17 protein-coding genes are annotated in these 24,049 nt (G+C 49.7%); 11 read left to right on the top strand and 6 right to left on the bottom strand.

Annotation, left to right across the window (positions count from 1 at the left end):
* Positions 1 to 33: 33 nt before the first annotated feature.
* Entirely contained in the window at positions 34 to 714 is a 681-nt protein-coding gene (locus tag DW800_RS11060; RefSeq protein ID WP_034523335.1) for a tetratricopeptide repeat protein, read from the bottom strand.
* Positions 715 to 857: 143 nt separating this feature from the next.
* Here DW800_RS11060 and DW800_RS11055 point away from each other — a divergent pair, with 143 nt between their 5' ends.
* The 11 genes from DW800_RS11055 to DW800_RS11005 all read left to right on the top strand — a co-directional run bounded on the left by DW800_RS11055 (position 858) and on the right by DW800_RS11005 (position 16,377).
* Positions 858 to 2,225: an MATE family efflux transporter gene (locus DW800_RS11055; RefSeq protein WP_117866706.1), complete on the top strand. Its 1,368-nt coding sequence runs from the start codon at positions 858 to 860 to the stop codon at positions 2,223 to 2,225.
* Between the two features lie 269 nt (positions 2,226 to 2,494).
* Positions 2,495 to 5,017 carry a heavy metal translocating P-type ATPase gene (locus DW800_RS11050; protein WP_119958063.1) on the top strand — a complete coding sequence of 841 codons (2,523 nt, stop codon included), beginning with the start codon at positions 2,495 to 2,497 and terminating at the stop codon, positions 5,015 to 5,017.
* Between the two features lie 88 nt (positions 5,018 to 5,105).
* Positions 5,106 to 6,044 carry a DMT family transporter gene (locus tag DW800_RS11045; RefSeq protein ID WP_005824237.1) on the top strand — a complete coding sequence of 313 codons (939 nt, stop codon included), beginning with the start codon at positions 5,106 to 5,108 and terminating at the stop codon, positions 6,042 to 6,044.
* A gap of 22 nt (positions 6,045 to 6,066) precedes the next feature.
* Positions 6,067 to 6,582, top strand: coding sequence for a nucleoside 2-deoxyribosyltransferase domain-containing protein (locus tag DW800_RS11040; protein WP_005824239.1), 516 nt, complete (start codon positions 6,067 to 6,069; stop codon positions 6,580 to 6,582).
* An 83-nt stretch (positions 6,583 to 6,665) separates the two neighbouring features.
* Positions 6,666 to 7,376, top strand: a complete 711-nt coding sequence (gene pyrH / locus DW800_RS11035; RefSeq protein WP_005835090.1) for a UMP kinase — start codon at positions 6,666 to 6,668, stop codon at positions 7,374 to 7,376.
* Between the two features lie 113 nt (positions 7,377 to 7,489).
* On the top strand, positions 7,490 to 8,050 hold the full coding sequence (gene frr, locus DW800_RS11030; protein WP_005824243.1) for a ribosome recycling factor: 561 nt from the start codon (positions 7,490 to 7,492) through the stop codon (positions 8,048 to 8,050).
* A 106-nt stretch (positions 8,051 to 8,156) separates the two neighbouring features.
* Entirely contained in the window at positions 8,157 to 9,089 is a 933-nt protein-coding gene (gene rsgA, locus DW800_RS11025; RefSeq protein WP_119958062.1) for a ribosome small subunit-dependent GTPase A, read from the top strand.
* A 121-nt stretch (positions 9,090 to 9,210) separates the two neighbouring features.
* A complete protein-coding gene (locus DW800_RS11020) occupies positions 9,211 to 10,293 on the top strand; it encodes an efflux RND transporter periplasmic adaptor subunit (RefSeq protein WP_005824248.1) in 1,083 nt (360 codons plus the stop codon).
* Positions 10,294 to 10,333: 40 nt separating this feature from the next.
* Complete coding sequence (locus DW800_RS11015) at positions 10,334 to 13,366, top strand: efflux RND transporter permease subunit (RefSeq protein ID WP_119958061.1); 3,033 nt, start codon at positions 10,334 to 10,336, stop codon at positions 13,364 to 13,366.
* Positions 13,363 to 14,688 carry a TolC family protein gene (locus DW800_RS11010; protein ID WP_119958060.1) on the top strand — a complete coding sequence of 442 codons (1,326 nt, stop codon included), beginning with the start codon at positions 13,363 to 13,365 and terminating at the stop codon, positions 14,686 to 14,688. The genes DW800_RS11015 and DW800_RS11010 overlap by 4 nt, the downstream gene beginning before the upstream one ends.
* Positions 14,689 to 14,736: 48 nt before the next feature.
* A complete protein-coding gene (locus DW800_RS11005; RefSeq protein WP_044467866.1) occupies positions 14,737 to 16,377 on the top strand; it encodes an amino acid permease in 1,641 nt (546 codons plus the stop codon).
* Positions 16,378 to 16,424: 47 nt separating this feature from the next.
* On the opposite strand, the gene DW800_RS11000 is transcribed toward DW800_RS11005, so the two are convergent.
* From DW800_RS11000 to DW800_RS10975, 5 genes are all read right to left on the bottom strand, one after another.
* A complete protein-coding gene (locus DW800_RS11000; protein ID WP_009037205.1) occupies positions 16,425 to 17,582 on the bottom strand; it encodes an acyltransferase in 1,158 nt (385 codons plus the stop codon).
* 371 nt (positions 17,583 to 17,953) lie between these two features.
* Positions 17,954 to 19,594, bottom strand: coding sequence for a fumarate hydratase (locus tag DW800_RS10990; RefSeq protein WP_005824254.1), 1,641 nt, complete (start codon positions 19,592 to 19,594; stop codon positions 17,954 to 17,956).
* Between the two features lie 132 nt (positions 19,595 to 19,726).
* Entirely contained in the window at positions 19,727 to 21,718 is a 1,992-nt protein-coding gene (locus DW800_RS10985; RefSeq protein ID WP_057282129.1) for a DUF4954 family protein, read from the bottom strand.
* A 108-nt stretch (positions 21,719 to 21,826) separates the two neighbouring features.
* Complete coding sequence (hflX, locus tag DW800_RS10980) at positions 21,827 to 23,083, bottom strand: GTPase HflX (protein WP_009037207.1); 1,257 nt, start codon at positions 23,081 to 23,083, stop codon at positions 21,827 to 21,829.
* 187 nt (positions 23,084 to 23,270) lie between these two features.
* Positions 23,271 to 24,047 carry a hypothetical protein gene (locus tag DW800_RS10975; RefSeq protein WP_119958059.1) on the bottom strand — a complete coding sequence of 259 codons (777 nt, stop codon included), beginning with the start codon at positions 24,045 to 24,047 and terminating at the stop codon, positions 23,271 to 23,273.
* Positions 24,048 to 24,049: the final 2 nt, after the last annotated feature.

Genomic DNA, 24,049 nt, shown 5'->3' with positions numbered 1-24,049 from the left:
ACAGCCCCTTCCTATTAGTCGGAATGCGGACAGCTATTTCAGCTCCAGCTCCATCTTCTTTATCTTTTCCAGCGTATTGCCTGCTTCCATGGAGGGGAATACCTGAAGCACGCGTTGCAGGTATGCCTTAGCCTTGCCGTAGCTATTGGTGAACACGTCTGACAATCCGTTGCGATAGCGTGCATACTGCATCCTTGTGGGGGAAGTTATCTTTTTATAGTCTTCTTCGAGCTTCTTCTTATCCTTCTCGGCTTGGAGATAATAATAATTCCCCAAGAAGATATTGGCTTGGAGATTGTCGGCATCCAGCATCAATACCTTTTCATAGGTTTTCAAGGCATCTTTCTCCTTTCCCCGCATCATCTCCATTTCGGCACAAGAGACAAGTGCAGGTACGTCTTCGGGATGACGCTGCAAGAACTCCTTATAGAAGAGGTAGGCTTTATCGTAATTCCGCATTTCCTTGTAGTGCACAGCCAGCACATCCGCAAGACGGGGAGCCACCTCACTGCTCTTGTCCACATTGGTCCAGTAGAACATTTCCGTCCTATCCTCACCGGCATTTGCCGCCTGGCGAAACAAACTCACCGCATAGTCATCTTTACCCTCGGAAAGTGCATCGGACACTTTCGAAAGCAACTCATCTGCCGACTGTCCCCAGACAGACAGCGGACACATCAAGAACAAGGAGAAAAGCAACGTTAAGGTTTTCATTTTTAGTGTATATATATAGTTTAACAGCCCAATCAGTCTCATAGAAATCTACCTACAAAACTACGCATTTTTACGGCAACCATCAATAGTTGAAAGTAGAAAAATAGTTAACTTTGCCGACCTTAATGAATTAAATAATATAAATGAAGCCCAGAGACAGACAAATACTGCAAATAGCCTTACCTTCCATCGTATCGAACATCACCGTGCCGCTGCTCGGCCTGATTGATGTAGCCATCGTCGGCCATCTGGGTTCGCCCGCCTACATAGGCGCCATTGCCGTGGGTGGCATGCTGTTCAATATCATCTACTGGATATTCGGCTTTCTGAGGATGGGTACCAGCGGAATGACCTCGCAAGCATTCGGTAAGCGGGATTTGCCGGAGGTGGTCCGCCTACTGTTGCGTTCCGTGGGCATAGGCCTGGCAGTCGCATTCTGTCTCATCCTGCTGCAAACGCCTATCAGGCAGGGAGCCTTCCTTCTCATCCATCCCACGGATGAAGTCAGAGAAATGGCAACGCTCTATTTCCATATCTGCATCTGGGGTGCACCTGCCATGCTGGGGCTATACGGACTGACGGGATGGTTCATCGGCATGCAGAATTCGCGTATCCCCATGTATATAGCCATCACACAGAATGTGGTCAATATCATTGCTAGCCTCGGACTGGTTTATCTATGTGGGATGAAAGTAGAAGGAGTAGCTTTGGGGACGTTGATTGCCCAATATGCCGGCTTCCTGATGGGCATTGCCCTTTGGATGCACAACTACGGCAGGCTGAAAAGATTGTGGGAAATTAAAAATTATAAATTAAAAATTAAAGGGGGAGAAGAGGCAGGTATCTGGGAGAAAGAGGCGATGTTCCGGTTTTTCCAAGTGAATAGGGATATTTTTCTGCGTACCCTTTGCCTGGTGGCAGTCACGTTGTTCTTCACTTCGGCGGGAGCTTCGCAGGGAGAGATTATTCTGGCGGTCAACACGCTGCTGATGCAGCTCTTCACCTTATTCTCGTATGTAATGGACGGCTTTGCCTACGCTGGCGAAGCCTTAAGCGGCAGATACATAGGCGCACGCAACCGGGAAGCCTTTACAGACACCGTCCGGCACCTCTTCGGATGGGGAGCGGTGATGGCGGTTCTCTTTACATTGGTTTATGCGCTGGGAGGCAATGCCTTCCTCGGACTATTGACGGATGACAAAGAAGTGATAGCTGTTGCCGACACCTATTTTTATTGGGCGCTTGCCGTGCCCGCCGTCGGGATAGCCGCCTTCATCTGGGACGGCATCTTCATCGGTGCCACCGCCACGCGAGGAATGCTCCTCTCCATGGCAGCGGCAGCTGTCAGCTTTTTTATCTTATATTATGGGCTGCATCCCGTCCTGGCAAACCATGCTCTATGGCTTGCCTTCCTCACTTACCTGCTGATGCGGGGAGTGGTGCAGACAGGCTTGAGCCGGGAAGTCATCCGACGGGCATTTCCCAGCAAGAAGGAACCTGCTTGGCGTTAGGGGTAGGCTATGAACAATTTCAAGGGAAAAAGCATTATCTTTGTATCGCTATGACTGATATAAAATATGGATTCCACCCTCCAGAACAAGGCGTCAGGTAGCCAGTATACGGTGCCAAACAAGTTTCAACTTTTGGCACCATCGGTTTCAATGCGAGAAACCGACGGTTTCAAGTAGTGAAACCAACGGTATCTCGGAATAAGACTGACGGTATTTGCATTTGGAACCAAGTCACTCATAGCAAGAGTAATGACTTATACAAAATTGTTATGGCAGAAAAGAATATAGTTCAAGAGACATTTCCCGTATTGGGAATGAGTTGCACCTCATGCTCCGCACGGGTAGAAAAGACGCTGAACCATCAGTCAGGTGTCAAGAAAGCGGTCGTAAACTACGCTTCGGCAACGGCAACCGTGGAATATGACCCTACGAGCTGTTCTTCCGAGGCTTTGCAGCAGGCTGTGCAGGCGGCCGGATATGACTTGTTGATAAACCAGGACGGCAACACGCTCGAAGAGGCGGAAGAGGCCCACAACAAGAAATTCAGCGTATTGAAATTCCGCACAACCTGGGCCATCATCTTGTCTATGCCCGTTGTCATCATAGGCATGTTCTTCATGGATATGCCCCATGCCAATCCCATCATGTGGGCGTTGTCCACTCCCGTCGTATTCTGGCTGGGGCGGGGATTCTTCACCAGCGCCTGGAAACAATTGCAGCATGGCAGCGCCAATATGGACACACTGGTAGCCATCAGTACGGGGACCGCCTATCTGTTCAGCCTGTTCAACATGCTATTTCCGGACTTCTGGCTATCCAGAGGCATCCATCCGCATGTATATTTTGAGGCGGCAAGTGTCATCATAGCCTTTATCCTGCTGGGCCGCCTGCTGGAAGAAAAAGCGAAAGGAAACACCTCAACCGCCATCAAGAAACTGATGGGGCTCCAACCCAAGACTGTGACCATCATTGTGAATGAAGGACACGCTGTCCCTCACTCTTCCTTTGAGCGCGTTATCCCTATCGAGCAGATTCGCCCCGGAGACATCGTCCTGGTGAAGCCCGGAGAACGGATTGCCGTGGATGGCATCGTGACGGAAGGTAGCTCCTACGTAGACGAAAGTATGCTGAGCGGCGAACCGGTAGCAGTATCCAAGCACAAAGACGCCAAGGTCTTTGCAGGTACCATCAACCAGAAGGGAAGTTTCCGCTTCCGGGCAGAGAAAATCGGCACGGATACACTGCTGGCGAAGATTATACACATGGTGCAGGACGCGCAAGGAAGCAAGGCACCGGTGCAGCAGCTGGTGGACAAGATAGCCGGGATATTCGTGCCTACCATTATAGGCATCGCAGTGCTTGCCTTCATCGCATGGATGCTACTGGACGGAACCGGCGGATTCACCCACGGATTGCTGGCATTTGTCACGGTGGTCATCATCGCCTGCCCGTGTGCACTGGGACTGGCTACTCCTACCGCCATCATGGTAGGCATCGGCAAGGGCGCCGAAAGGGGCATTCTGATAAAAGATGCCGAAAGCCTGGAGATTGCCAAGAAGATAGACACCGTGGTACTCGACAAGACCGGAACGGTGACTGAAGGAAAACCGGTAGTCAGCAAGCTGATATGGAATACGCAGGCAATGACGCCCGGTACTGGCGCCACTGCAGGCAATGCGCTGTCGGACATTTTCTATAGTCTGGAGAAGCTCTCGGAACATCCGTTGGCAGAAGCCGTGGTGAACCACCTCAAGGAGTCGGCCTCCATAGACATTCAAGACTTTGAAAGCATCACCGGAAAAGGCGTGAAAGGACGGGCACAAGGCCGGACCTACCTCGCCGGGAACCGGAAACTGCTGGAAGAAAACCATATCGCCATCCCCCCCTCCCTGCAGGAAGAGGCAACCCGACTGACATCGGAAGCACAGACCGTCATCTGGTTTGCCGATGAAGAAAACGTGCTGGCAATAGCCGGAATTACAGACCGGATAAAAGAAACTTCCATCCGCGCTGTCAGCGAGCTGCGCGCCGCCGGCATCGAAGTCCACATGCTGACCGGAGACAATGAGGCCACCGCCCGTGAGATTGCCCGCAAAGCAGGCATCGCCCACTACCAGGCCAGTGTATTGCCGCAGGACAAGGCTGCCTTCGTCAGCCGGTTGCAGGCAGAAGGCCGGAAGGTTGCCATGGTGGGCGACGGCATCAACGACAGCGCCGCCCTTGCCCAAGCCGACTTAAGCATCGCCATGGGTGGAGGCAGCGACATCGCCATGGATGTAGCCAAAATGACCATCATCTCTTCCGACCTGGCTAAGATACCGGAAGCTCTCTGTCTGTCGCGTCTCACCGTCCGGACCATCCGGCAGAATCTCTTCTGGGCATTTATATATAATATAATAGGTGTACCCATTGCGGCCGGAATACTCTATCCCATCAACGGCTTCCTGCTGAATCCGATGATAGCCGGTGCGGCCATGGCATTCAGCAGTGTCAGTGTGGTGAGCAACAGCCTGCTGCTGAAACGGAAAAGAATACATGAAGGAGAAGAAAACAAAGAAGTTGAACCGCCAACAGAAACAATCATGAAGAAAGAATTCAAAGTAGAAGGCATGATGTGCAACCATTGCCGCATGCATGTAGAGAAAGCATTGAACAGTATGGAAGGCATACACGCCACCGTAACCCTGAACCCTCCGGTAGCCACCGTAGAGTTTTCGGACGGTGAAAAGACGCTCGAAGAACTGCAGAAAGTAGTGACGAAAGAAGCCGGCGACTACACACTGAAGGCATAAGTGTAGAATTCATACGGTTTTCATACAGAAAAGAAGGAGGAAATCAAAGTAAATATCTACCTTTGCGCGCTAATTTACAGATAAAGATATGAACGCAAAAGCCAAAGGATATATTTTAGGTTCCATCGCCGCAGCCTCCTACGGCATGAATCCACTGTTTGCCCTCCCGTTGTACAAGGCCGGCATGGACCCGGACTCGGTACTTTTTTTCAGATACCTCTTCGCCATCCCGTTGCTGGGCATTATGATAAAGGCGAGAGGGCGGTCATTCAAGATACAGCGGAAAGAAACATTTCCGCTCATCATCATGGGATTGCTCGTGGCCCTCTCCTCACTGACGCTTTTCCTGAGCTATAACTACATGGCCGCCGGCATAGCGTCTACACTGCTGTTCGTCTATCCCATCATGGTGGCGCTTATTATGGCCATGGTTTTCAAAGAGAAGCTGGCACTGCAAACCATCGTCTGCATGCTGCTTGCACTGGGAGGTATCGGACTGCTCTACAAGAGCGAGGACGGCAGCACACTGAGCCTGATAGGGACACTGCTGGTTTTCGCGTCTTCCCTTTCCTATGCCATATACATCGTGGGCATCAACCAGACATCGTTGAAAAATGTGGCTACGCTTAAAGTCACCTTCTATGTCCTTCTCTTCGGCCTATCGCTTTTTGTGGCACGCCTGCTCTATTCCGGCGTACTGAACACACCGGACCAGTGGTATCTGTGGGCCAATCTGCTTGCACTGGCTGTCTTCCCCACCGCCATATCCTTCCTCTGCACTACCGGTGCCATCCAATATATCGGCTCCACCCCGACCGCCATTCTCGGCGCATTGGAGCCCGTGACAGCCATCTTCTTCGGAATAGCCGTCTTTGGAGAAAGCCTGACAGTCAGAGAAAGCTTCGGACTGGTGATGATTATCGTAGCCGTAACGTTCGTCATCGCAGGAGGCAATATTACAAGCCAACTGGTCCGTTTCAGGAAACTGTTCCCAAGACTCCCGATAAGAAGCAAGAAAAGAAACTAATCCTATAAAACCATCACCAACCATGAAGAAAAGTCTCTACCTGCTTTTACTGCTGTTGTTTCCTATCGGGCTGCAGGCTCAGTCCGAGGTTATAGTACTCCACCCGGATGAAGGCAAAGCCGAAGTGAACGAAGCCGAATACACCAGAATTTTCCTGGCAGGCACCATCGACATGGGCAAAAGCATAGACTGGCAAAAGGCAACCTGCGACTGGTTCCGCGCACGCCCCCAAGGTAAATACATCCTATACAATCCCCGAAGGGACAAGGGACTCAGCGGCGAAATGTCCGACTTTGAACATCAAGTGAACTGGGAACTGGAACATCTGGAAAAAGCCGACCTGATAATCATGAATATCCTGGCAAGCAGCAAGTCCCCCATCACCCTGCTGGAGATGGGACTGCACATGCGTTCGGGTAAACTGCACGTTATCTGTGAACCCGGTTTCTACCGCTACGACAATGTGCGGATTACTTGCAACCGCTATGGCGTTCCGTTATATCACAGCATGGACGAGTTCCTAAAGACTGTGCGTTAGGCAACTATCCTACCACATTCTGCTGCACTTTTCAGTTTAATTCTTTATCTTTGCTGCAAAGCAATGTAACAAAACTATATATTATGGCAACCTATAAAAGAATCTTATTGAAACTCAGCGGCGAGAGCCTGATGGGTGAAAAGCAATACGGCATCGACGAGAAACGCCTTGCCGAGTACGCAGCTCAAATCAAAGAAATCCACGAATTGGGAGTACAAATAGGCATCGTGATAGGCGGTGGAAACATTTTCCGCGGATTGAGCGGTGCCAACAAAGGGTTCGACCGTGTGAAAGGCGACCAGATGGGAATGCTGGCAACCGTCATCAACAGCCTTGCACTCAGTTCGGCTCTGGTAGCTGCCGGCGTGAAGGCCCGCGTGCTGACTGCCGTACGTATGGAACCCATCGGTGAATTCTACAATAAATGGCGTGCCATCGAATGTATGGAAGCAGGCGAAGTAGTCATCATGTCCGCCGGTACAGGCAATCCGTTCTTCACTACCGATACCGGTTCCAGTCTGCGCGGCATCGAGATTGAGGCGGATGTCATGCTGAAAGGTACCCGTGTGGACGGCATCTACACCGCCGACCCGGAGAAGGACCCGACAGCCACGAAGTTCCACGACATCACCTACGACGAAGTGCTGAAGCGCGGTTTAAAAGTGATGGACCTCACTGCCACCTGCATGTGCAAAGAGAATAACCTGCCCATCATCGTTTTTGACATGGACACAGTGGGTAATCTGAAAAAAGTGATGCAAGGAGAAGAAATCGGTACACTGGTGCACAATTGAATGGAAAATGGAGAATAAAAAATGAATGTTATTTAATTCTTAATTCTCAATTTTCAATTTAATAATTATATTTGCAAAGTTTCAAATCAAAGCTATTTCAAAACGAAAATAATATGAGAGACGTAAAAGACATCTTAGACGAAGCGCAAGAAAGTATGGACATGGCCATCATGTATCTGGACGAGGCACTGGCTCATATCCGCGCCGGAAAAGCCGATATCCGTTTGCTGGACGGTATCCGTGTGGATTCTTATGGAAGTATGGTTCCTATCAACAATGTGGCAGCCGTAACCACTCCGGACGCACGCAGCATTGCCATCAAGCCATGGGATAAGAGCATGTTCCGCGTCATTGAAAAGGCCATCATTGACTCCAGTCTCGGCATCATGCCCGAAAACAATGGTGAGATTATCCGTATCGGCATCCCGCCACTGACGGAAGAACGCCGTAAACAACTTGCCAAACAGTGTAAGGGAGAAGGAGAAACTGCCAAGGTAAGTGTACGTAATGCACGCCGTGATGCCATCGACGCCTTGAAGAAATCCGTAAAGGACGGACTGGCCGAAGACGCCCAGAAAGGCGGTGAAGAAAAGCTGCAGAAGATTCACGACAAGTTCATCAAGCAGATTGATGACATGCTGGCTGCAAAGGATAAAGAAATCATGACCGTTTAATTAAGTTGAAAACGGAAAATGGAAAGTTGAAAATAAACCGATATACCAAGTATAGAAGCCTTTCAACCTTCCATTTTCAACTTTCAACTTTCAACTTTCAATTATTTTGAGGGGACTCGTTATAAAAAACACCGGAAGTTGGTACTTGGTACGGACTGACGACGGAAGGGAGATTGAATGTAAAATCAAAGGGAACTTCCGGCTGAAAGGCATACGAAGCACTAATCCCGTGGCTGTAGGCGATTATGTGAACATCATACTGAACCAAGAAGGTACGGCCTTTATCAGCGAGATAGAGGACCGGAAGAATTACATCATCCGCCGCGCCTCCAACCTTTCCAAGCAATCGCACATTCTTGCTGCCAACCTCGACCAGTGCATGCTCATAGTGACGGTGAACTATCCCGAGACCTCCACTACCTTTATAGACCGTTTTCTCGCCTCTGCCGAGGCATACCGTGTTCCCGTCAAGATTATATTCAACAAAGTGGATGCCTACAATGAAGAGGAACTGCACTATCTGGACAGTCTCATCAACCTTTACACCACCATCGGCTATCCTTGTTTCAAGGTTTCTGCCAGAAAAGGGGAAGGCATCGACACTATCGAGAAAGAACTCAAAGGACGCATAACCCTCTTTTCCGGACATTCCGGAGTAGGGAAATCGACACTCATCAAGGCAATACTGCCCGATATAGAGATTAAAACCGGAGAGATATCCGCCTATCATAATAAAGGTATGCACACCACTACCTTCTCAGAAATGTTCCCGGTTCCGGGCAACGGATATATCATTGACACTCCGGGCATCAAAGGTTTCGGAACATTCGATATGGAAGAAGAAGAGATAGGCCACTACTTCCCGGAAATATTCAAGGTATCTGCCGACTGCCGTTACGGCAACTGTACCCACCGCCACGAACCCGGATGCGCTGTACGCGAGGCTGTCGAGAAGCACTATATCAGCGAATCCCGTTACGCTTCTTATCTGAACATGCTGGAGGACAAGGAGGAGGGAAAATACCGGGCTGCTTACTGATTTGTCATTTTATCACCTTTCCAATCCATATTCTTACACTTTTTAACTCTTTATCTTTTAAACTATTCTCTTTTCCCGTAGTCTAATCTAAGGCTGATTTTATTACTACTAATACTACAACATGAATAAGAGAGTTAAATGGGGCATCATTATCGTGATTGGTGCCGGACTGATTGGAGGAGGAATCTACTCCCAATTACCTAAAGAGAATGAAGAATTAGCCGCTGCAGACAAGGTGATGACCGGTCAACGTAGCGGTAAGAAAATTCTAAACGTAAACGCAAAAATAATCAAACCGCAACTGCTGAAGGATGAAATACAAATCAGCGGCAGCCTGCTGCCGGATGAGGAAGTGGACCTTTCTTTCGAGACATCTGGCAAAATCATAGAGATAAATTTTGAAGAAGGCAGCTTCGTCAAGAAAGGACAATTACTTGCCAAAGTTAATGACCGGCCGCTGCAAGCACAATTGCAACGCCTCGTCTCCCAATTAAAGTTGGCAGAAGACCGCGTGTTTCGCCAGAACGCCCTGCTGGAAAGGGATGCGGTCAGTAAAGAAGCCTACGAACAAGTAAAGACCGAGCTGGCCACCCTGAATGCCGACATTGACCTGATAGAATCGAACATCGCACAAACTGAGCTGCGTGCTCCTTTCGACGGTGTCATCGGTCTGCGCCAAGTCAGTGTGGGTACTTACGCTTCCCCTACAACCATTGTAGCCAAACTCACCAAGATTTCGCCGTTGAAGGTGGAATTTGCCGTACCCGAGCGGTATGCCAATGACGTAAAGACCGGCGCCGGACTGGACTTCACTCTCGAAGGAAAGCTAAATACCTTCCACGCCACGGTTTATGCACGCGAATCAAAGATAGACCCTACTACCCATACCCTGACAATCCGTGCACTTTATCCCAATGCCAACGGAGCTGTGCTTCCGGGCCGCTATGCCAGCATCAAGCTGAACAAGGATGAAATTCAGGACGCCCTTGCCGTACCGTCCGAAGCCATTGTGCCGGAAATGGGAAAAGACAAGATATTCCTCTATAAGTCGGGAAAAGCCCAGCCGGTAGAGATTACTACGGGAATCCGTACGGAAGCGGAAGTACAAGTATTGCAAGGCTTGCAGGCAGGAGATACCATCATCACCTCGGGAACCCTGCAACTCCGTACCGGACTACCGGTAACACTGGACAATATCAATTGACAACTGTCAATTATCAACCGTTAATTATCAATTGTAAAGAATGAATATATCCGAATTAAGTATACGGCGACCGGTACTCTCGACAGTACTTACCCTGATAATCCTGCTGTTTGGCTTCATCGGCTACAATTATCTGGGTGTACGCGAGTACCCGTCTGTAGACAATCCCATCATATCAGTATCCTGCTCCTATCCGGGTGCCAACGCCGATGTCATCGAGAACCAGATAACGGAGCCTCTGGAGCAGAACATCAACGGTATTCCCGGCATACGCTCCCTCTCCAGTGTCAGCCAGCAAGGCTCATCACGCATTACAGTAGAGTTTGAGCTTTCCGTTGACCTGGAAACCGCCGCCAACGACGTACGTGATAAAGTGTCGCGTGCACAGCGCTATCTGCCTCGTGACTGTGACCCGCCTACCGTATCAAAAGCCGATGCGGACGCCACCCCTATCCTAATGGTTGCCCTCCAAAGCGACAAACGTTCCCTACTGGAGCTCAGTGAAATAGCCGACCTGACTGTCAAGGAGCAGCTTCAGACTATTTCAGATGTAAGTAGTGTAAGCATCTGGGGAGAAAAGCGCTATTCCATGCGGCTTTGGCTGGACCCCATCAAGATGTCCGGCTATGGAATCACTCCTCTGGATGTAAAGAATGCGGTGGACAACGAAAACGTAGAGCTCCCTTCCGGAAGTATCGAAGGAAACACTACCGAGCTCACCATCCGTACGTTGGGTCTGATGCATACAGCCGAAGAGTTCAACAATCTTATCCTGAAGGAAGACGGTAACCGTATTGTCCGCTTCAGCGACATTGGACGTGCCGAACTGGGACCAGCCGACATCAAAAGTTATATGAAGATGAACGGTGTGCCCATGGTAGGTGTCGTAGTAATTCCGCAGCCGGGTGCCAACCACATTGAAATAGCCAACGCCGTATATGACCGCATGGAGAAGATGAAGAAAGACCTTCCCGAAGATGTTCATTACAACTACGGTTTTGACAATACCAAGTTTATCCGCGCTTCTATCGACGAGGTGAAGCAGACGGTGTATGAGGCCTTTGTACTGGTTATCATCATCATTTTCCTCTTCTTGCGCGATTGGCGTGTGACGCTTGTGCCATGTATTGTAATCCCCGTTTCGCTGATTGGAGCTTTCTTCGTCATGTATCTGGCCGGTTTCTCCATCAATGTGCTCTCCATGCTTGCCGTGGTGCTTGCCGTGGGCTTGGTGGTGGACGACGCCATCGTGATGACGGAGAACATTTATGTCCGCATCGAGAAAGGGATGCCACCGAAAGAAGCCGGCATAGAAGGAGCCAAGGAGATTTTCTTTGCCGTCATCTCCACTACCATTACGCTGGTGGCGGTATTCTTCCCTATTGTATTCATGGACGGTACGACAGGACGACTGTTCCGCGAATTCAGTATCGTGGTCTCCGGTTCGGTGATTATCTCCTCCTTCGCCGCATTGACTTTTACGCCGATGCTTGCCACCAAACTTTTAATCAAAAGGGAACAGCAGAGCTGGTTCTATCGCAAGACCGAACCTTTCTTCGAAGGGATGAACCGGGTATACAGCCAGTCACTGGCCGCCTTCCTGAAACGGCGCTGGATTGCCCTGCCCTTCACCATCGTCACCATCCTGCTTATCGGAGTCCTTTGGAATACTATCCCGGCTGAAATGGCGCCATTGGAGGACCGTTCGCAAATCAGTATCAATACAATGGGTGCCGAAGGAGTGACTTACGAATATATCCGCGACTATACCGAAGACATCAATCATCTGGTGGACTCCATTATCCCGGATGCAGAAGCGGTAACAGCGCGTGTATCCAGTGGTAGCGGTAACGTACGTATCACACTGAAAGACATGAAAGACCGTGACTATACCCAGATGGAGGTTGCCGAAAAGTTGTCGAAGGCAGTGCAGAAAAAGACCATGGCACGCTCTTTCGTACAGCAGTCCTCCTCATTCGGAGGACGGCGCGGCGGTATGCCCGTGCAGTATGTATTGCAGGCAACTAATATCGAGAAATTGCAGGAGGTGCTCCCCAAGTTCATGACGAAGGTCTACGAAAATCCGGTATTCCAGATGGCAGACGTAAACCTGAAGTTCAGCAAGCCTGAAGCGCGCATCAACATCAACCGTGACAAGGCGAGTATCATGGGCGTAAGCACCAAGAACATTGCCCAAACTCTGCAATACGGCTTGAGCGGACAGCGTATGGGCTACTTCTACATGAACGGAAAGCAATACGAGATATTGGGCGAAATCAACCGCCAGCAACGCAACAAGCCCGCCGACCTGAAAGGTATCTATATCCGAAGCGACAACGGGAACATGGTGCAGCTGGACAACCTGATAGAGCTGACCGGCGGTATCGCCCCTCCGAAACTGTACCGTTACAACCGTTTCGTGTCCGCCACCATCTCCGCGGGGCTTGCCGACGGGAAGACCATCGGGCAAGGACTGGACGAAATGGACAAGATTGCCAAGGAGACACTGGACGAGACCTTCCGTACCGCACTGACCGGAGACTCCAAGGAGTATCGCGAAAGCTCCTCCAGTCTGCTGTTCGCCTTCATCCTTGCCATCGTGCTGATTTACCTGATTCTGGCCGCCCAGTTCGAGAGCTTCAAAGACCCGCTGATTATCATGCTGACGGTGCCTCTCGCCATTGCCGGCGCGCTGGTATTCATGTATTTCGGAGACATCACGATGAATATATTCAGCCAGATTGGCATCATCATGCTGATTGGTCTGGTAGCAAAGAACGGTATTCTGATTGTGGAATTTGCCAATCAGAAGCAGGAAGCGGGTGAAGACAAGATGCGAGCCATCAAGGACGCCTCCCTGCAACGTCTGCGCCCCATCCTGATGACGAGTGCCTCCACCATCCTGGGATTGATACCGCTTGCCTACGCCACCGGCGAAGGCTGCAACCAGCGCATCGCCATGGGTACTGCCGTCGTAGGCGGCATGCTCATCTCCACACTGCTGACGATGTACATCGTGCCTGCCATATATAGTTATGTATCAACGAACCGAAGTAAACTGAAGACCGAATGAAACGCATTGTTTTAATTTTCATAGCCACTGCCTGCACAGCGCTGGGCCTTTATGCACAGCCTGCGCCTACCTACACCTTGAAGTCCTGCCTGGAGCAGGGATTGCTGAACAACTACTCCCTGCGCATTGTCCGCAATGAAGAGCAGGTCAGCAAGAACAACGCCACATTGGGCAATGCGGGCTACCTGCCCACACTGGACCTCTCCGCCGGCTACAAGGGAACCATAGACAATACCGAGACCAAAGCCCGAGCCACCGGAGAGACAACCAAGGACAACGGAGTGTTTGACCAAACTCTCGATGTAGGCATCAACCTGAACTGGACCATCTTCGACGGTTTCAACATTACCGCCAACTACCAACGGCTCAAGGAGCTGGAACGCCAAGGCGAGACCAATACGCGCATCGCCATCGAGGACCTGATAGCCAACATAGCCGCCGAATACTATAACTATGTGCAGCAAAAAATCCGCTTGAAGAACTTCCGTTATGCCGTATCGCTATCCAAAGAGCGCCTGCGCATTGTGGAAGAGCGTTACCACATCGGTAACTTCTCGCGCCTGGACTACCAGCAGGCCAAAGTGGACTTCAATGCCGACAGTGCCCAATACATGAAACAGCAGGAACTGCTGCACACCTCACGTATCCAGCTGAACGAACTCATGGCAAACAAAGATGTAGACCAGCCGTTTATCATACAAGACAGCCTCATCAACGTGACCGCCTCCCTGAACTTCGAGGAGCTGTGGAACGCCACCCTCACCATCAACGCCTCACTGCTACGTGCCGAACAGAACAATACCCTGGCCCGTCTGGACTACAAGAAAGTCTGCTCGCGCGACTACCCATACGTGAAGATGAACGGCGGATACGGCTACACCCTCAACAAGTATGACATCTCTGCCAACAGCCGCCGCAGCAACCTCGGTCTGAACTTCGGCGTCACGGTCGGCTTCAATCTGTTCGACGGCAACCGGCGCCGCGAACGCAAGAATGCCCGCATTGCCGTACAGAACGCTCGCCTGGAACGGGAGCAACTGGAGCAGGCCCTGCGCGCCGACCTCAGCAACCTATGGCAGGCCTACCAAAACAACCTGCAAATGCTGAACCTGGAACGCCAGAACCTTGTGGCTGCCAAGGAGAACCACGAGATTGCCATGGAACGATATATGCTGGGCAACCTCTCGGGAATCGAGATGCGCGAAGCCCAAAAGAGTCTGCTGGATGCAGAAGAACGTATTCTCTCCGCGGAATATGATACCAAATTATGTGAAATCTCCCTACTGCAAATCAGTGGAAAAGTAGCGCGCTATATGGAATAAGCAATATAATCCGTACCTTTACGCCCGATTTATCAGAATTAAAGCACAATGGGATTATTCATCAGAAAGCCATTCGAGGCACTGCAAGCGGAGGCGAATGCCTCCGGAAAGAAAACATTGAAACGTGTACTTGGTCCGTGGAGCCTTGTTGCCCTGGGCGTGGGAGTCATCATCGGAGCGGGTCTATTCTCCATCACCGGAACGGTGGCGGCAGGCTATACGGGACCGGCCATCACACTGTCCTTTGCCATTGCCGCACTGGGATGCTGCTTCGCCGGACTATGTTATGCGGAATTTGCATCCATGATACCCGTAGCCGGCAGCGCATACACCTACTCGTATGCCACGATGGGCGAACTCATCGCCTGGATTATCGGGTGGGACCTGGTATTGGAATACACCGTAGCCGCAACCACGGTAAGCATCAGTTGGAGCCGCTATCTGGTCGTCTTTCTCGAGGGACTGGACATACATCTACCGCAAGTCCTCACCGCCTGTCCCTGGGATGGTGGAGTCGTAAATATCCCCGCCTTCCTTATCGTCGTGCTGATGAGCCTCTTCCTGATACGGGGTACGGAAGGCAGCTCCATCTTCAACGGCTTCATTGTATTCCTGAAGGTTTCCGTCATACTGATTTTTGTCATACTCGGCTGGAAATACATCAATACCGACAACTATACACCTTACATCCCTGCCAATACGGGCGTGCTGGGCGAATATGGCTTCTCCGGCATCCTGCGAGGGGCGGCCATCGTATTCTTCGCCTTCCTCGGGTTCGACGCTGTGAGCACAGCCGCCCAAGAGACGAAGAACCCGAAGCGGAACATGCCTATCGGCATTCTGGTCTCCTTGCTGGTATGCACCGTGCTCTATATGGTTTTTGCCCACGTCATGACGGGAGTGGCACACTACACCGCCTTCAGCGGACAGCAAGGCATTGCTCCCGTTGCCATAGCCATAGAGCACATGGGGCAGGCTGATGCTGCAGGTATCATCCAGCCGGACTATCCCTGGCTGAACCGTGCCATCGTGCTGTCCATTCTGTTCGGATATTGCTCCGTCATCATGGTGACGCTGCTGGGACAGAGCCGCGTATTCCTGAGCATGAGCCACGACGGGCTGCTGCCTCCTTTCTTCTCGCATATCAACGAAAAGTTCCGTACTCCGGCACGCAGCAACCTGCTCTTCATGGTACTTGTGGGCCTGCTGGCAGCTTTTGTACCCGCACGGCTGGCCGGGGAGATGACAAGCATCGGCACGCTGATGGCCTTCACGCTGGTCTGTGCCGCTGTACTGGTAGTACGCAGAACCATGCCTGACGTGCCCCGTTCCTTTAAAACCCCACTTGTTCCACTTATCCCCATACTGGGTATTCTTACTTGCCTTTGCATGATGTTGTTCCTTCCTGCCGATACATGGATACGCCTGGTGCTGTGGATGCTCATCGGTCTGGACATCTACGTGGGCTACGGCATGAAGCACAGTAAGCTGGAGCATGGAGGCGACACCCGCCACGGGCAGGTGACCTTGAACATGATTGGACTTATCCTTGCCGTTCTTTGTGTCATCACCGGACTGTGGCACCAACAGACTGTGGGATGGGGAGAAAGCAAAGTGCTGCTGATTATCTCGTTTGTTTTCGCATTCACGCACTGCGCTTACTATATGTGGAGAATCTGGAGGAGATAATAAGCCCTAAATCTCCTCCTTTAAAGATAAACAATCTTTCATCCAAACTACCCCAGCACCCACTTGGTCCGCTTCCCGAAACAACGGTATGCCATTGCCACCAGAAACCAGGAAGTACAGAAAGCGACGACTGCGGCACAAGGTATCTGAAGATAGATAGGAACATGGATAGCACGCATCAGGACTACGCTCGGTCCGGTAAAGAAATAGTGTATCATATAGACTCCAAAACCACAGAGCGTCAAGTTTGCCAATGCTTTCTTGATGCGCTCCGAACGGAAATTGGCCCGCTTGCAAAGCATAAACACGGGGATGGTCATCATTACTACATTCAGCGAACAGTAGGTGAAGAAGAGTTCGAGCATCTCATCCGTAAAATCCGGCAAGGAGGTCATACGACGGAAACCAAGGAATGTTACGGCATAGCCAATGGCAAACATGGGAATGCCGATGCCACAGAGTTGCCGGCCCGTCCAGTTATGGTTCCTCAGATAATGGCCCAACAATAGGTAGCCGTTAAAACCGGCAAAGTAATACAGCATACCGAACGAGTTCCACGAGCAAGTCCCCCAAAGGTACGGAGCGGCAAACTCGGTATAATAAGGCAGCAGCAGTGTCACTCCCCATGCTGCAAGAAACCATAGTTTGGCACGTTCCGAGGCCTTCTCCACCCATGCCGAGAATATCGGAAGATAGAGATAAAGCCCTATCAGCAGATAGATATACCACATGTGTACATCCAATAGAGAGAAATTAAAAGGCATTTCTGCAATATATCCCAGGCTCACTGCCAGAGACTGGCGCATCACTTCCTCACCCGAATAAGGGAAGAAATCCAGAATCACTTTCGGCTCCACTCCCAGCAGTCCCGTTATCCAGGGGAACAGATTGTAAATCACAGACCAGATGAGGAAAGGAAAGAATACGCGGGGGATACGTTTCTTGTAGAATGCCGAGGCGTCACCCCGTACCGGCAACAGCAATGCACCGGTAATCATTACAAAAAGCGGTACGCAAGGACGGAGCGCCGCACCGTAGACAGCTCCCCAGAACTTGATGTCAACAATGTCGGGCGATGTGCCCGGATAGAAGTTAAAAGGGTCTGTGCAATGGCAGCAAACTACTGTAAACATTGCAACAAGGCGTACCACATCCAGCCATACGATGTGTTGTGCCGGAGTTTGTCGTGTAAGAGTTGGTTCCATGTTTTATTAAATTGGTTGTTTGGAGGGCTAAAGATAAAGAAGTTAACCGAGAAATGAAAAGGAGAATGTAACAAAAATACGACAACAAACGAGTTTCAGTTTTATTCTCCTATAGAGAACAATCTGTTTTATCAAGGCAGAACAGAGTGTTCCAATAGGGAAGAACACTTTGTTCCAACATGAAAGAACAGTTTGTTTCAATAGGAAGAAACAATTTGTTTCAACATAAAGGAACAGTTTGTTTTGCTTGATGAAACAGAGTGTTCTATGTCGCGAAACACTTTGTTTTCCTCTACAAAACAAAAAAGCCGTAACAAGATTTTCTCCGTTACGGCTTTCCTTATATTATGCCTTTCTAAAAGGCTTCTGTTTTACTTGCTGCAATTCCAGGGCTTCAGTTGCTTGAAGAAGTCGTTGCCCTTATCGTCCACCAAGATGAATGCAGGGAAGTTCTCCACCTCAATCTTCCAGATAGCTTCCATACCGAGTTCGGGATATTCCACGCACTCAATACTCTTGATGTTGTTCTGTGCCAAGATAGCGGCAGGACCACCGATAGAGCCCAAGTAGAAACCGCCATACTTTTGGCAGGCATCTGTCACTTGCTGGCTGCGGTTACCTTTGGCAAGCATAATCATGCTGCCGCCGTGGCTTTGGAAGAGGTCTACATACGGGTCCATACGTCCGGCAGTAGTCGGGCCCATGGAGCCGCAAGCCATGCCTTGAGGAGTCTTGGCAGGACCGGCGTAGTAGATGGGATGGTCTTTGATGTACTGCGGCAGGTCTTCGCCACGGTCCAGACGTTCTTTCAGCTTGGCGTGTGCGATGTCACGGCCTACGATAATGGTTCCATTCAGAGACAAACGGGTGGAAACCGGATACTTGGTCAGTTCCTTCAGAATATCGGCCATCGGCTGGTTCAAGTCAATCTTCACCACGTCGCCTTCACCGGCCTTACGGAGTTCTTCGGGAATCAGTTCACCCGGATTGCTGTCGAGCTTTTCAATCCAGATACCTTCTTTATTGATTTTACACTTGATGTTACGGTCGGCAGAGCAGGAAACACCCAGACCCACGGGGCAGGACGCACCGTGACGCGGCAGGCGGATGATGCGGATGTCGTGAGCCAGATACTTGCCGCCGAACTGGGCACCGAGGCCAATCTTATGAGCTTCTTCCAGTACCAGCTTCTCCAGTTCCACATCGCGGAAAGCGCGGCCGAATTCATTGCCGGTAGTGGGTAGGTTATCGTAGAAGTGAGTGGAAGCCAGTTTCACAGTCAGCAAGTTCTTTTCGGCAGAAGTACCGCCAATAACGAATGCGATGTGATAGGGAGGACAAGCTGCCGTACCCAAAGTCTTGATTTTTGAGATAAGGAAGGGAACCAATGTTTCGGGGTTGAGGATAGCCTTTGTCTCCTGGTAGAGATAAGTCTTGTTGGCAGAGCCACCACCCTTGGTTACGCAGAGGAACTCGTACTCCATACCTTCCGTAGCTTCAATGTCAATCTGTGCGGGGAGGTTGCACTTCGTATTCACCTCATCGTACATGGTGAGGGGAGCGTTCTGAGAATAACGCAGATTCTCTTCGGTATAAGTCTTGTAAACACCCAGTGAGAGAGCTTCTTCGTCACAGTAGCCGGTCCATACCTGCTGTCCCTTCTCACCATGGATGATTGCCGTACCCGTATCCTGGCAGAAAGGAAGTACCCCCTTGGATGCTACCTCGGCATTGCGCAGGAAGGTGAGTGCCACGTATTTATCGTTGTCGCTTGCCTCGGGGTCACTCAGAATCTTAGCAACCTGCTCGTTGTGCGAACGACGCAACATGAACGATACATCACGGAAAGCCGCATTGGCCATTGCCGTCAAACCTTCTTTTTCAATCTTCAAGATAGGTTTTCCTTCAAACTCGCTTACTGACACGTAATCTTTCGTAAGCAGATAATACTCAGTAGTATCTTTTCCCTTCTCGAACATGGGTTGATACTTGAACGGAGGTGTTGTTGCCATAATTACTCGTATATTTAATGTTTAAAAGTGATTCGGGTAGCAAAGACAGCACAAAACCGCCTTTACCGAGCAAAGATAAAAACTATTATTGAAATAATTCTTTAATTAGAGTAAAAACGCAACAAATCATAATTAATTTTCTGACACCCGCTGCATCCGCCCTATCAGTTCATCGCCCAGCGCCGTCTTCACCTCAATGTGTTTCAGCACAGCCATTACAAACGGATTGCTTTCAAAGTCGCCGCGTACCTGCTCAAAATCGAGTTCCTTTTCCAAGCGTGAGCCGTCAGCTCCAAAGCCCGTCATGGAAGCCAGTGAAAATTCTTTCTTAGCATCCTCATACACCATGCGGTCGAGGCCAACTACTGCTTCTTTCCATTTTTCGACAATATGTATGACGTCTTCTGCCGTCATACCTTCCGGCTTGATACCATAGAACTCTTCCAACTTCTCATACGCCCAGGTCCATTCGTAGGTATAGTAGTTGCTGTGCATCTTCTCAAACTCGGTATTGATAGACTTCAAGCGATTGACTTTGCCGGACTCAATACCGTCTATCAGCGCATCTATCTCACTCTTTGGGGCTATCAATCCGGAAATATCCACCCATTCGCCGCTGCCAATGGCAGTATCGGGCTTCAAACGGGCACGTATTTCTTCATTGCTCCGGAAGTCAATGCCTTCCAAGCGCTTGATGACAGAGTTTCCGAGAAACTTATGAATGGCTATTTCATAGAAGCGGATACCTTTCACCAAAGCCGAGTTACGTATCTTCGCGCTATGGAAAGAATAGATATCCGAAAGCTCGCCACTGGCATGACGCAGATTCTGCAACGTTTCCCGTCCCTTGAACATTTTCTGCACCGTGTAGGGGCTGAGAAGATTATAGTTGATGTAATCCAGTTTGTTCGGGTCGGTACGCCCGTCACGTTTCGGCCACTTCTGGGCATCACGGATGGTACCCACACTACGCAGGTTGACACCGGGTACAAGGTAGGTGGTATTATTCTGCTCTATCAAGTAAGAGAACGGCAGGTTCGAAGTATCAGAATGGTTGACATGGCGCCCCATTACCAAGGAAAACGCTCCCACCCTTGCAGGCCACAAGATGTACGAATCGGAAGTCGTCTTGGCACCACGCTCCAAAGTGCCTTGATGGATAGGCCCTAACTTATACATATGGTTGCTCTGATTGGACCCCGAACCGGCATTCATAAAGGAAAACATACCGGCAATCAGCAACGTGGATTTATGGTGTGTCACCGTATAAGGTCCGGCAAAAATAGCGCACGCCTCCCCGTTCTCTCCCTGGCAGTTGCTGAAAAACAAAGAATCCGAGGCAGAGTAGTTGTGTCCCAACTTGCATGCCTGCCCCACGAAGCAGCGGCTCAGCATAGCTCCGTCATCTACATGAGACCCGGTAGAGATGATGAAATCATCACAAATCACCCCATGCCCGATGTGTACCGGCGCCACCTCGTTGCTGTTGATGCTTCCGTTATACAGACGGCATGTACCACAGATGCGGCAATAATCACCGATGCGCACATTCTTTATGGAACCGGTGTTCAATATCATTACATGGTTCCCGATGCTTCCTACAGCAGAAGCATGTTTGTTGGAATAAAAATCCGTGATTTCCTTCATCCGTGCAATCAGCTCCGGGCGATGGCGGTAAAGCGCCAGAATATAGGCTTGGTGTGCGGAGAGTTTATCATTAATCAGCACCTCACGGCCTCCCGTCTCATTCAGGACAGACACTTCTACCCCGTTACCGAACTTCGACACACCGTCTACCAGAATAATATCCACATTCTCAATGAAGGTGTCATGCCCTATTTCATAATTGGCAATGTAGTTCTGGATATTCTCAATGCAACAGTTATCTCCCACCGTTACATTATGCAGCGTCACATGCCGCAAACCGGAATGCTTCCTGATTCCTCCCGGCAACATAAATTCTGAATGGAACACTCCCAAACACACCTCACCCGAAAAACGGGTATGATGCACAAATTCCGTTGAGAACTCTTCTGCAACGGTTACTTTCCCCCAATCATCAGCCAGACATGACTGGCTCTTCAACCGGAGAATTTCATCTTCGGTCAGTCTTCTGTAATTCATCCTTATAACGAGTTATGAGTTATGAGTTATAAGTTATTGCCTTTGCCGGCACTACCGATTCAAACCGCTGCCAGCAAATAACTCATAACTTATCACTCATAACTAAAATTAAACTTCTTCTTCGTAGGTCTGATAAAGAAAGTCATTATAGGGGTACTTCTGCACGTGCAATTCCTTCACACGCTGATAAACCACACTCTTCAGTTCCTCCATATTGATTTTTTCGCGGGCAGAAATAAAGAGGCAGTTATCCTCCATCTTAGCCATCCACGTCTTCATCAGTTCTTCGAGTGTCAAGTTTTCCTTGGTTCTGGGGGTAAGGTCGTCAGCCGCTTTCTCTATATAAGTATAAGCGTCTATCTTATTGAATACAAGAATCATGGGCTTACCGGCAGCACCGATATCTGCCAACGTCTTGTTCACAACTTCTATCTGTTCTTCGAAATCCGGATGAGAGATGTCTACGATATGCAACAGCAAGTCCGCCTCGCGTACCTCATCCAAAGTAGACTTGAAGGAGTCTACCAAATCCGTCGGCAATTTACGGATAAAGCCCACTGTATCAGAAAGCAGGAACGGCAGGTTTTCGATAATCACCTTGCGCACCGTAGTATCCAACGTGGCAAACAGCTTATTCTCTGCAAAGACTTCACTTTTCGAAAGCAAAGTCATCAATGTGGATTTTCCTACATTGGTATATCCCACCAATGCCACACGAATCAAGCGTCCGCGGTTCTTCCGCTGGGTAGACTTCTGCTTGTCAATCTCAGCCAAGCGCTCCTTCAACAATGACATACGGTTCAAGATGATACGGCGGTCCATTTCCAGCTGCGTTTCACCCGGGCCGCGAAGTCCCACGGAACCTTTACCTCCACCGGCACCGGAGCCACCACCCTGGCGTTCCAAGTGGGTCCACAAACGTTGCAGACGGGGGAGCATGTACTTATACTGCGCCAGCTCCACCTGCGTTTTTGCATTGGCAGTCTGGGCACGCATGGCAAAGATATCGAGAATCAGGGACGTACGGTCCAGTATCTTGATTTTGAGTTCAGCTTCTATATTGCGTATCTGCTTGGCGGAGAGTTCATCATCAAAAATCACCATGCCGATTTCGCGTTCGGCTTCTTCTTCATTCCGGATATACTCTTTAATTTCTTCCAGCTTGCCCTTGCCGACATAAGTCACGGAATGCGCTGCATCCAGCTTTTGGGTAAACCGCTTCACTACTTCCGCCCCGGCTGTCTCAGCCAAGAATGCCAGCTCGTCCAGGTATTCGTTCGTCTTTCGCTCATCCTGCGTTTTAGTGATGAGACCTACCAATACCGCTGTTTCTGCCTGCACTTCGGAAATTACAAATTCTTTCATAGTTTCTATACCTTATTATATATATGTATTGTTGGTTCGGGCAGCAAATATAAATAATTTTGGCGGAAGCGCCTTAAAAAGCGGAATAAAATAAAAACAGACACAATAGAAAAATGGCATGTAAAATGAAGTCGAACTTCATCTTACATGCCATTTCAAATTACATATTATCTAATTGCCAGGATAATCAAAACCCTTCCGGCATCTCCAGCGTTTCCGTGAATCCCTGATACAGTACTCCCCATTTACCACCGTCAAGCCCTACTAAGCCCTGCATCGGGAAAGACAACACGTTTCCTTTACGCTCCATACCTGCTGCTGCAAAGTATAGCATACCATAATCCGTCTTGTCATAACCAGTAGGTTGAGGATCCCAACCTATCAGTTCTTGATTGTCATCGCTTAGCGTAAACATGATGGGATATCCTTTCGTAATGCAATCTTCCAGCTTATAGATATTAGCCTCTTTAGCCTTCAGTACAGGTTGATCCCAACCCTCGCCAAATAATTGAGATGCATAGTAGCCTGTACCTATATTGAGCCAAGTATAGTCACGCTTTATATTGACCGTCACCTTGGGTGAGCCATAAACATAGGAATCTTCCTCAGGAATGGCAATAGTATAAGATGCAGTAGTACCCACAGCTATGTCAAACGCAATCTTTACTTCTTTGAGTGCTTCACCGGCAGCAAAATCAACCGTTGTCGGCACTGTTACGTTCTCTGCATCTGTAGTCAAGTGGATAGATGCAGCCGCATCTGTTTTCTGACGGCCGATTTTGACCACAAAAAACTGTTCATCATTCGGATAATAAGTCAAATCAGTGTTATCAGCATAAATATAAGCTTGTACACCCTCGGTAGGAACCGGAGAAGGCTCCCACTCCACACCGTCTGAACAAGCCGTCATAGCCAAACCGCATACGGCCAAGCCCAAAAACAATTTATTGAATATCTTATTCATAT

Origin of the sequence: Bacteroides sp. AM32-11AC (genome assembly GCF_003603515.1) — a bacterium.
Lineage (GTDB): Bacteria > Bacteroidota > Bacteroidia > Bacteroidales > Bacteroidaceae > Bacteroides > Bacteroides uniformis.
Note: the sequence above shows the minus strand (reverse complement) of the source record. Positions and strands in the feature narration are given on the sequence as shown.

Excerpts from the sequence above, each read along its gene's own strand:
- DW800_RS10975 (WP_119958059.1), bottom strand. The coding sequence starts at position 24,047 with ATGAATAAGATATTCAATAAATTGTTTTTGGGCTTGGCCGTATGCGGT.
- DW800_RS11020 (WP_005824248.1), top strand. The coding sequence starts at position 9,211 with ATGAATAAGAGAGTTAAATGGGGCATCATTATCGTGATTGGTGCCGGA.
- DW800_RS11015 (WP_119958061.1), top strand. The coding sequence starts at position 10,334 with ATGAATATATCCGAATTAAGTATACGGCGACCGGTACTCTCGACAGTA.
- DW800_RS11060 (WP_034523335.1), bottom strand. The coding sequence starts at position 714 with ATGAAAACCTTAACGTTGCTTTTCTCCTTGTTCTTGATGTGTCCGCTG.
- DW800_RS11005 (WP_044467866.1), top strand. The coding sequence starts at position 14,737 with ATGGGATTATTCATCAGAAAGCCATTCGAGGCACTGCAAGCGGAGGCG.
- pyrH (WP_005835090.1), top strand. The coding sequence starts at position 6,666 with ATGGCAACCTATAAAAGAATCTTATTGAAACTCAGCGGCGAGAGCCTG.
- DW800_RS10990 (WP_005824254.1), bottom strand. The coding sequence starts at position 19,594 with ATGGCAACAACACCTCCGTTCAAGTATCAACCCATGTTCGAGAAGGGA.
- DW800_RS11050 (WP_119958063.1), top strand. The coding sequence starts at position 2,495 with ATGGCAGAAAAGAATATAGTTCAAGAGACATTTCCCGTATTGGGAATG.
- DW800_RS11040 (WP_005824239.1), top strand. The coding sequence starts at position 6,067 with ATGAAGAAAAGTCTCTACCTGCTTTTACTGCTGTTGTTTCCTATCGGG.
- frr (WP_005824243.1), top strand. The coding sequence starts at position 7,490 with ATGAGAGACGTAAAAGACATCTTAGACGAAGCGCAAGAAAGTATGGAC.
- DW800_RS11045 (WP_005824237.1), top strand. The coding sequence starts at position 5,106 with ATGAACGCAAAAGCCAAAGGATATATTTTAGGTTCCATCGCCGCAGCC.
- DW800_RS10985 (WP_057282129.1), bottom strand. The coding sequence starts at position 21,718 with ATGAATTACAGAAGACTGACCGAAGATGAAATTCTCCGGTTGAAGAGC.
- DW800_RS11010 (WP_119958060.1), top strand. The coding sequence starts at position 13,363 with ATGAAACGCATTGTTTTAATTTTCATAGCCACTGCCTGCACAGCGCTG.
- hflX (WP_009037207.1), bottom strand. The coding sequence starts at position 23,083 with ATGAAAGAATTTGTAATTTCCGAAGTGCAGGCAGAAACAGCGGTATTG.
- DW800_RS11055 (WP_117866706.1), top strand. The coding sequence starts at position 858 with ATGAAGCCCAGAGACAGACAAATACTGCAAATAGCCTTACCTTCCATC.
- DW800_RS11000 (WP_009037205.1), bottom strand. The coding sequence starts at position 17,582 with ATGGAACCAACTCTTACACGACAAACTCCGGCACAACACATCGTATGG.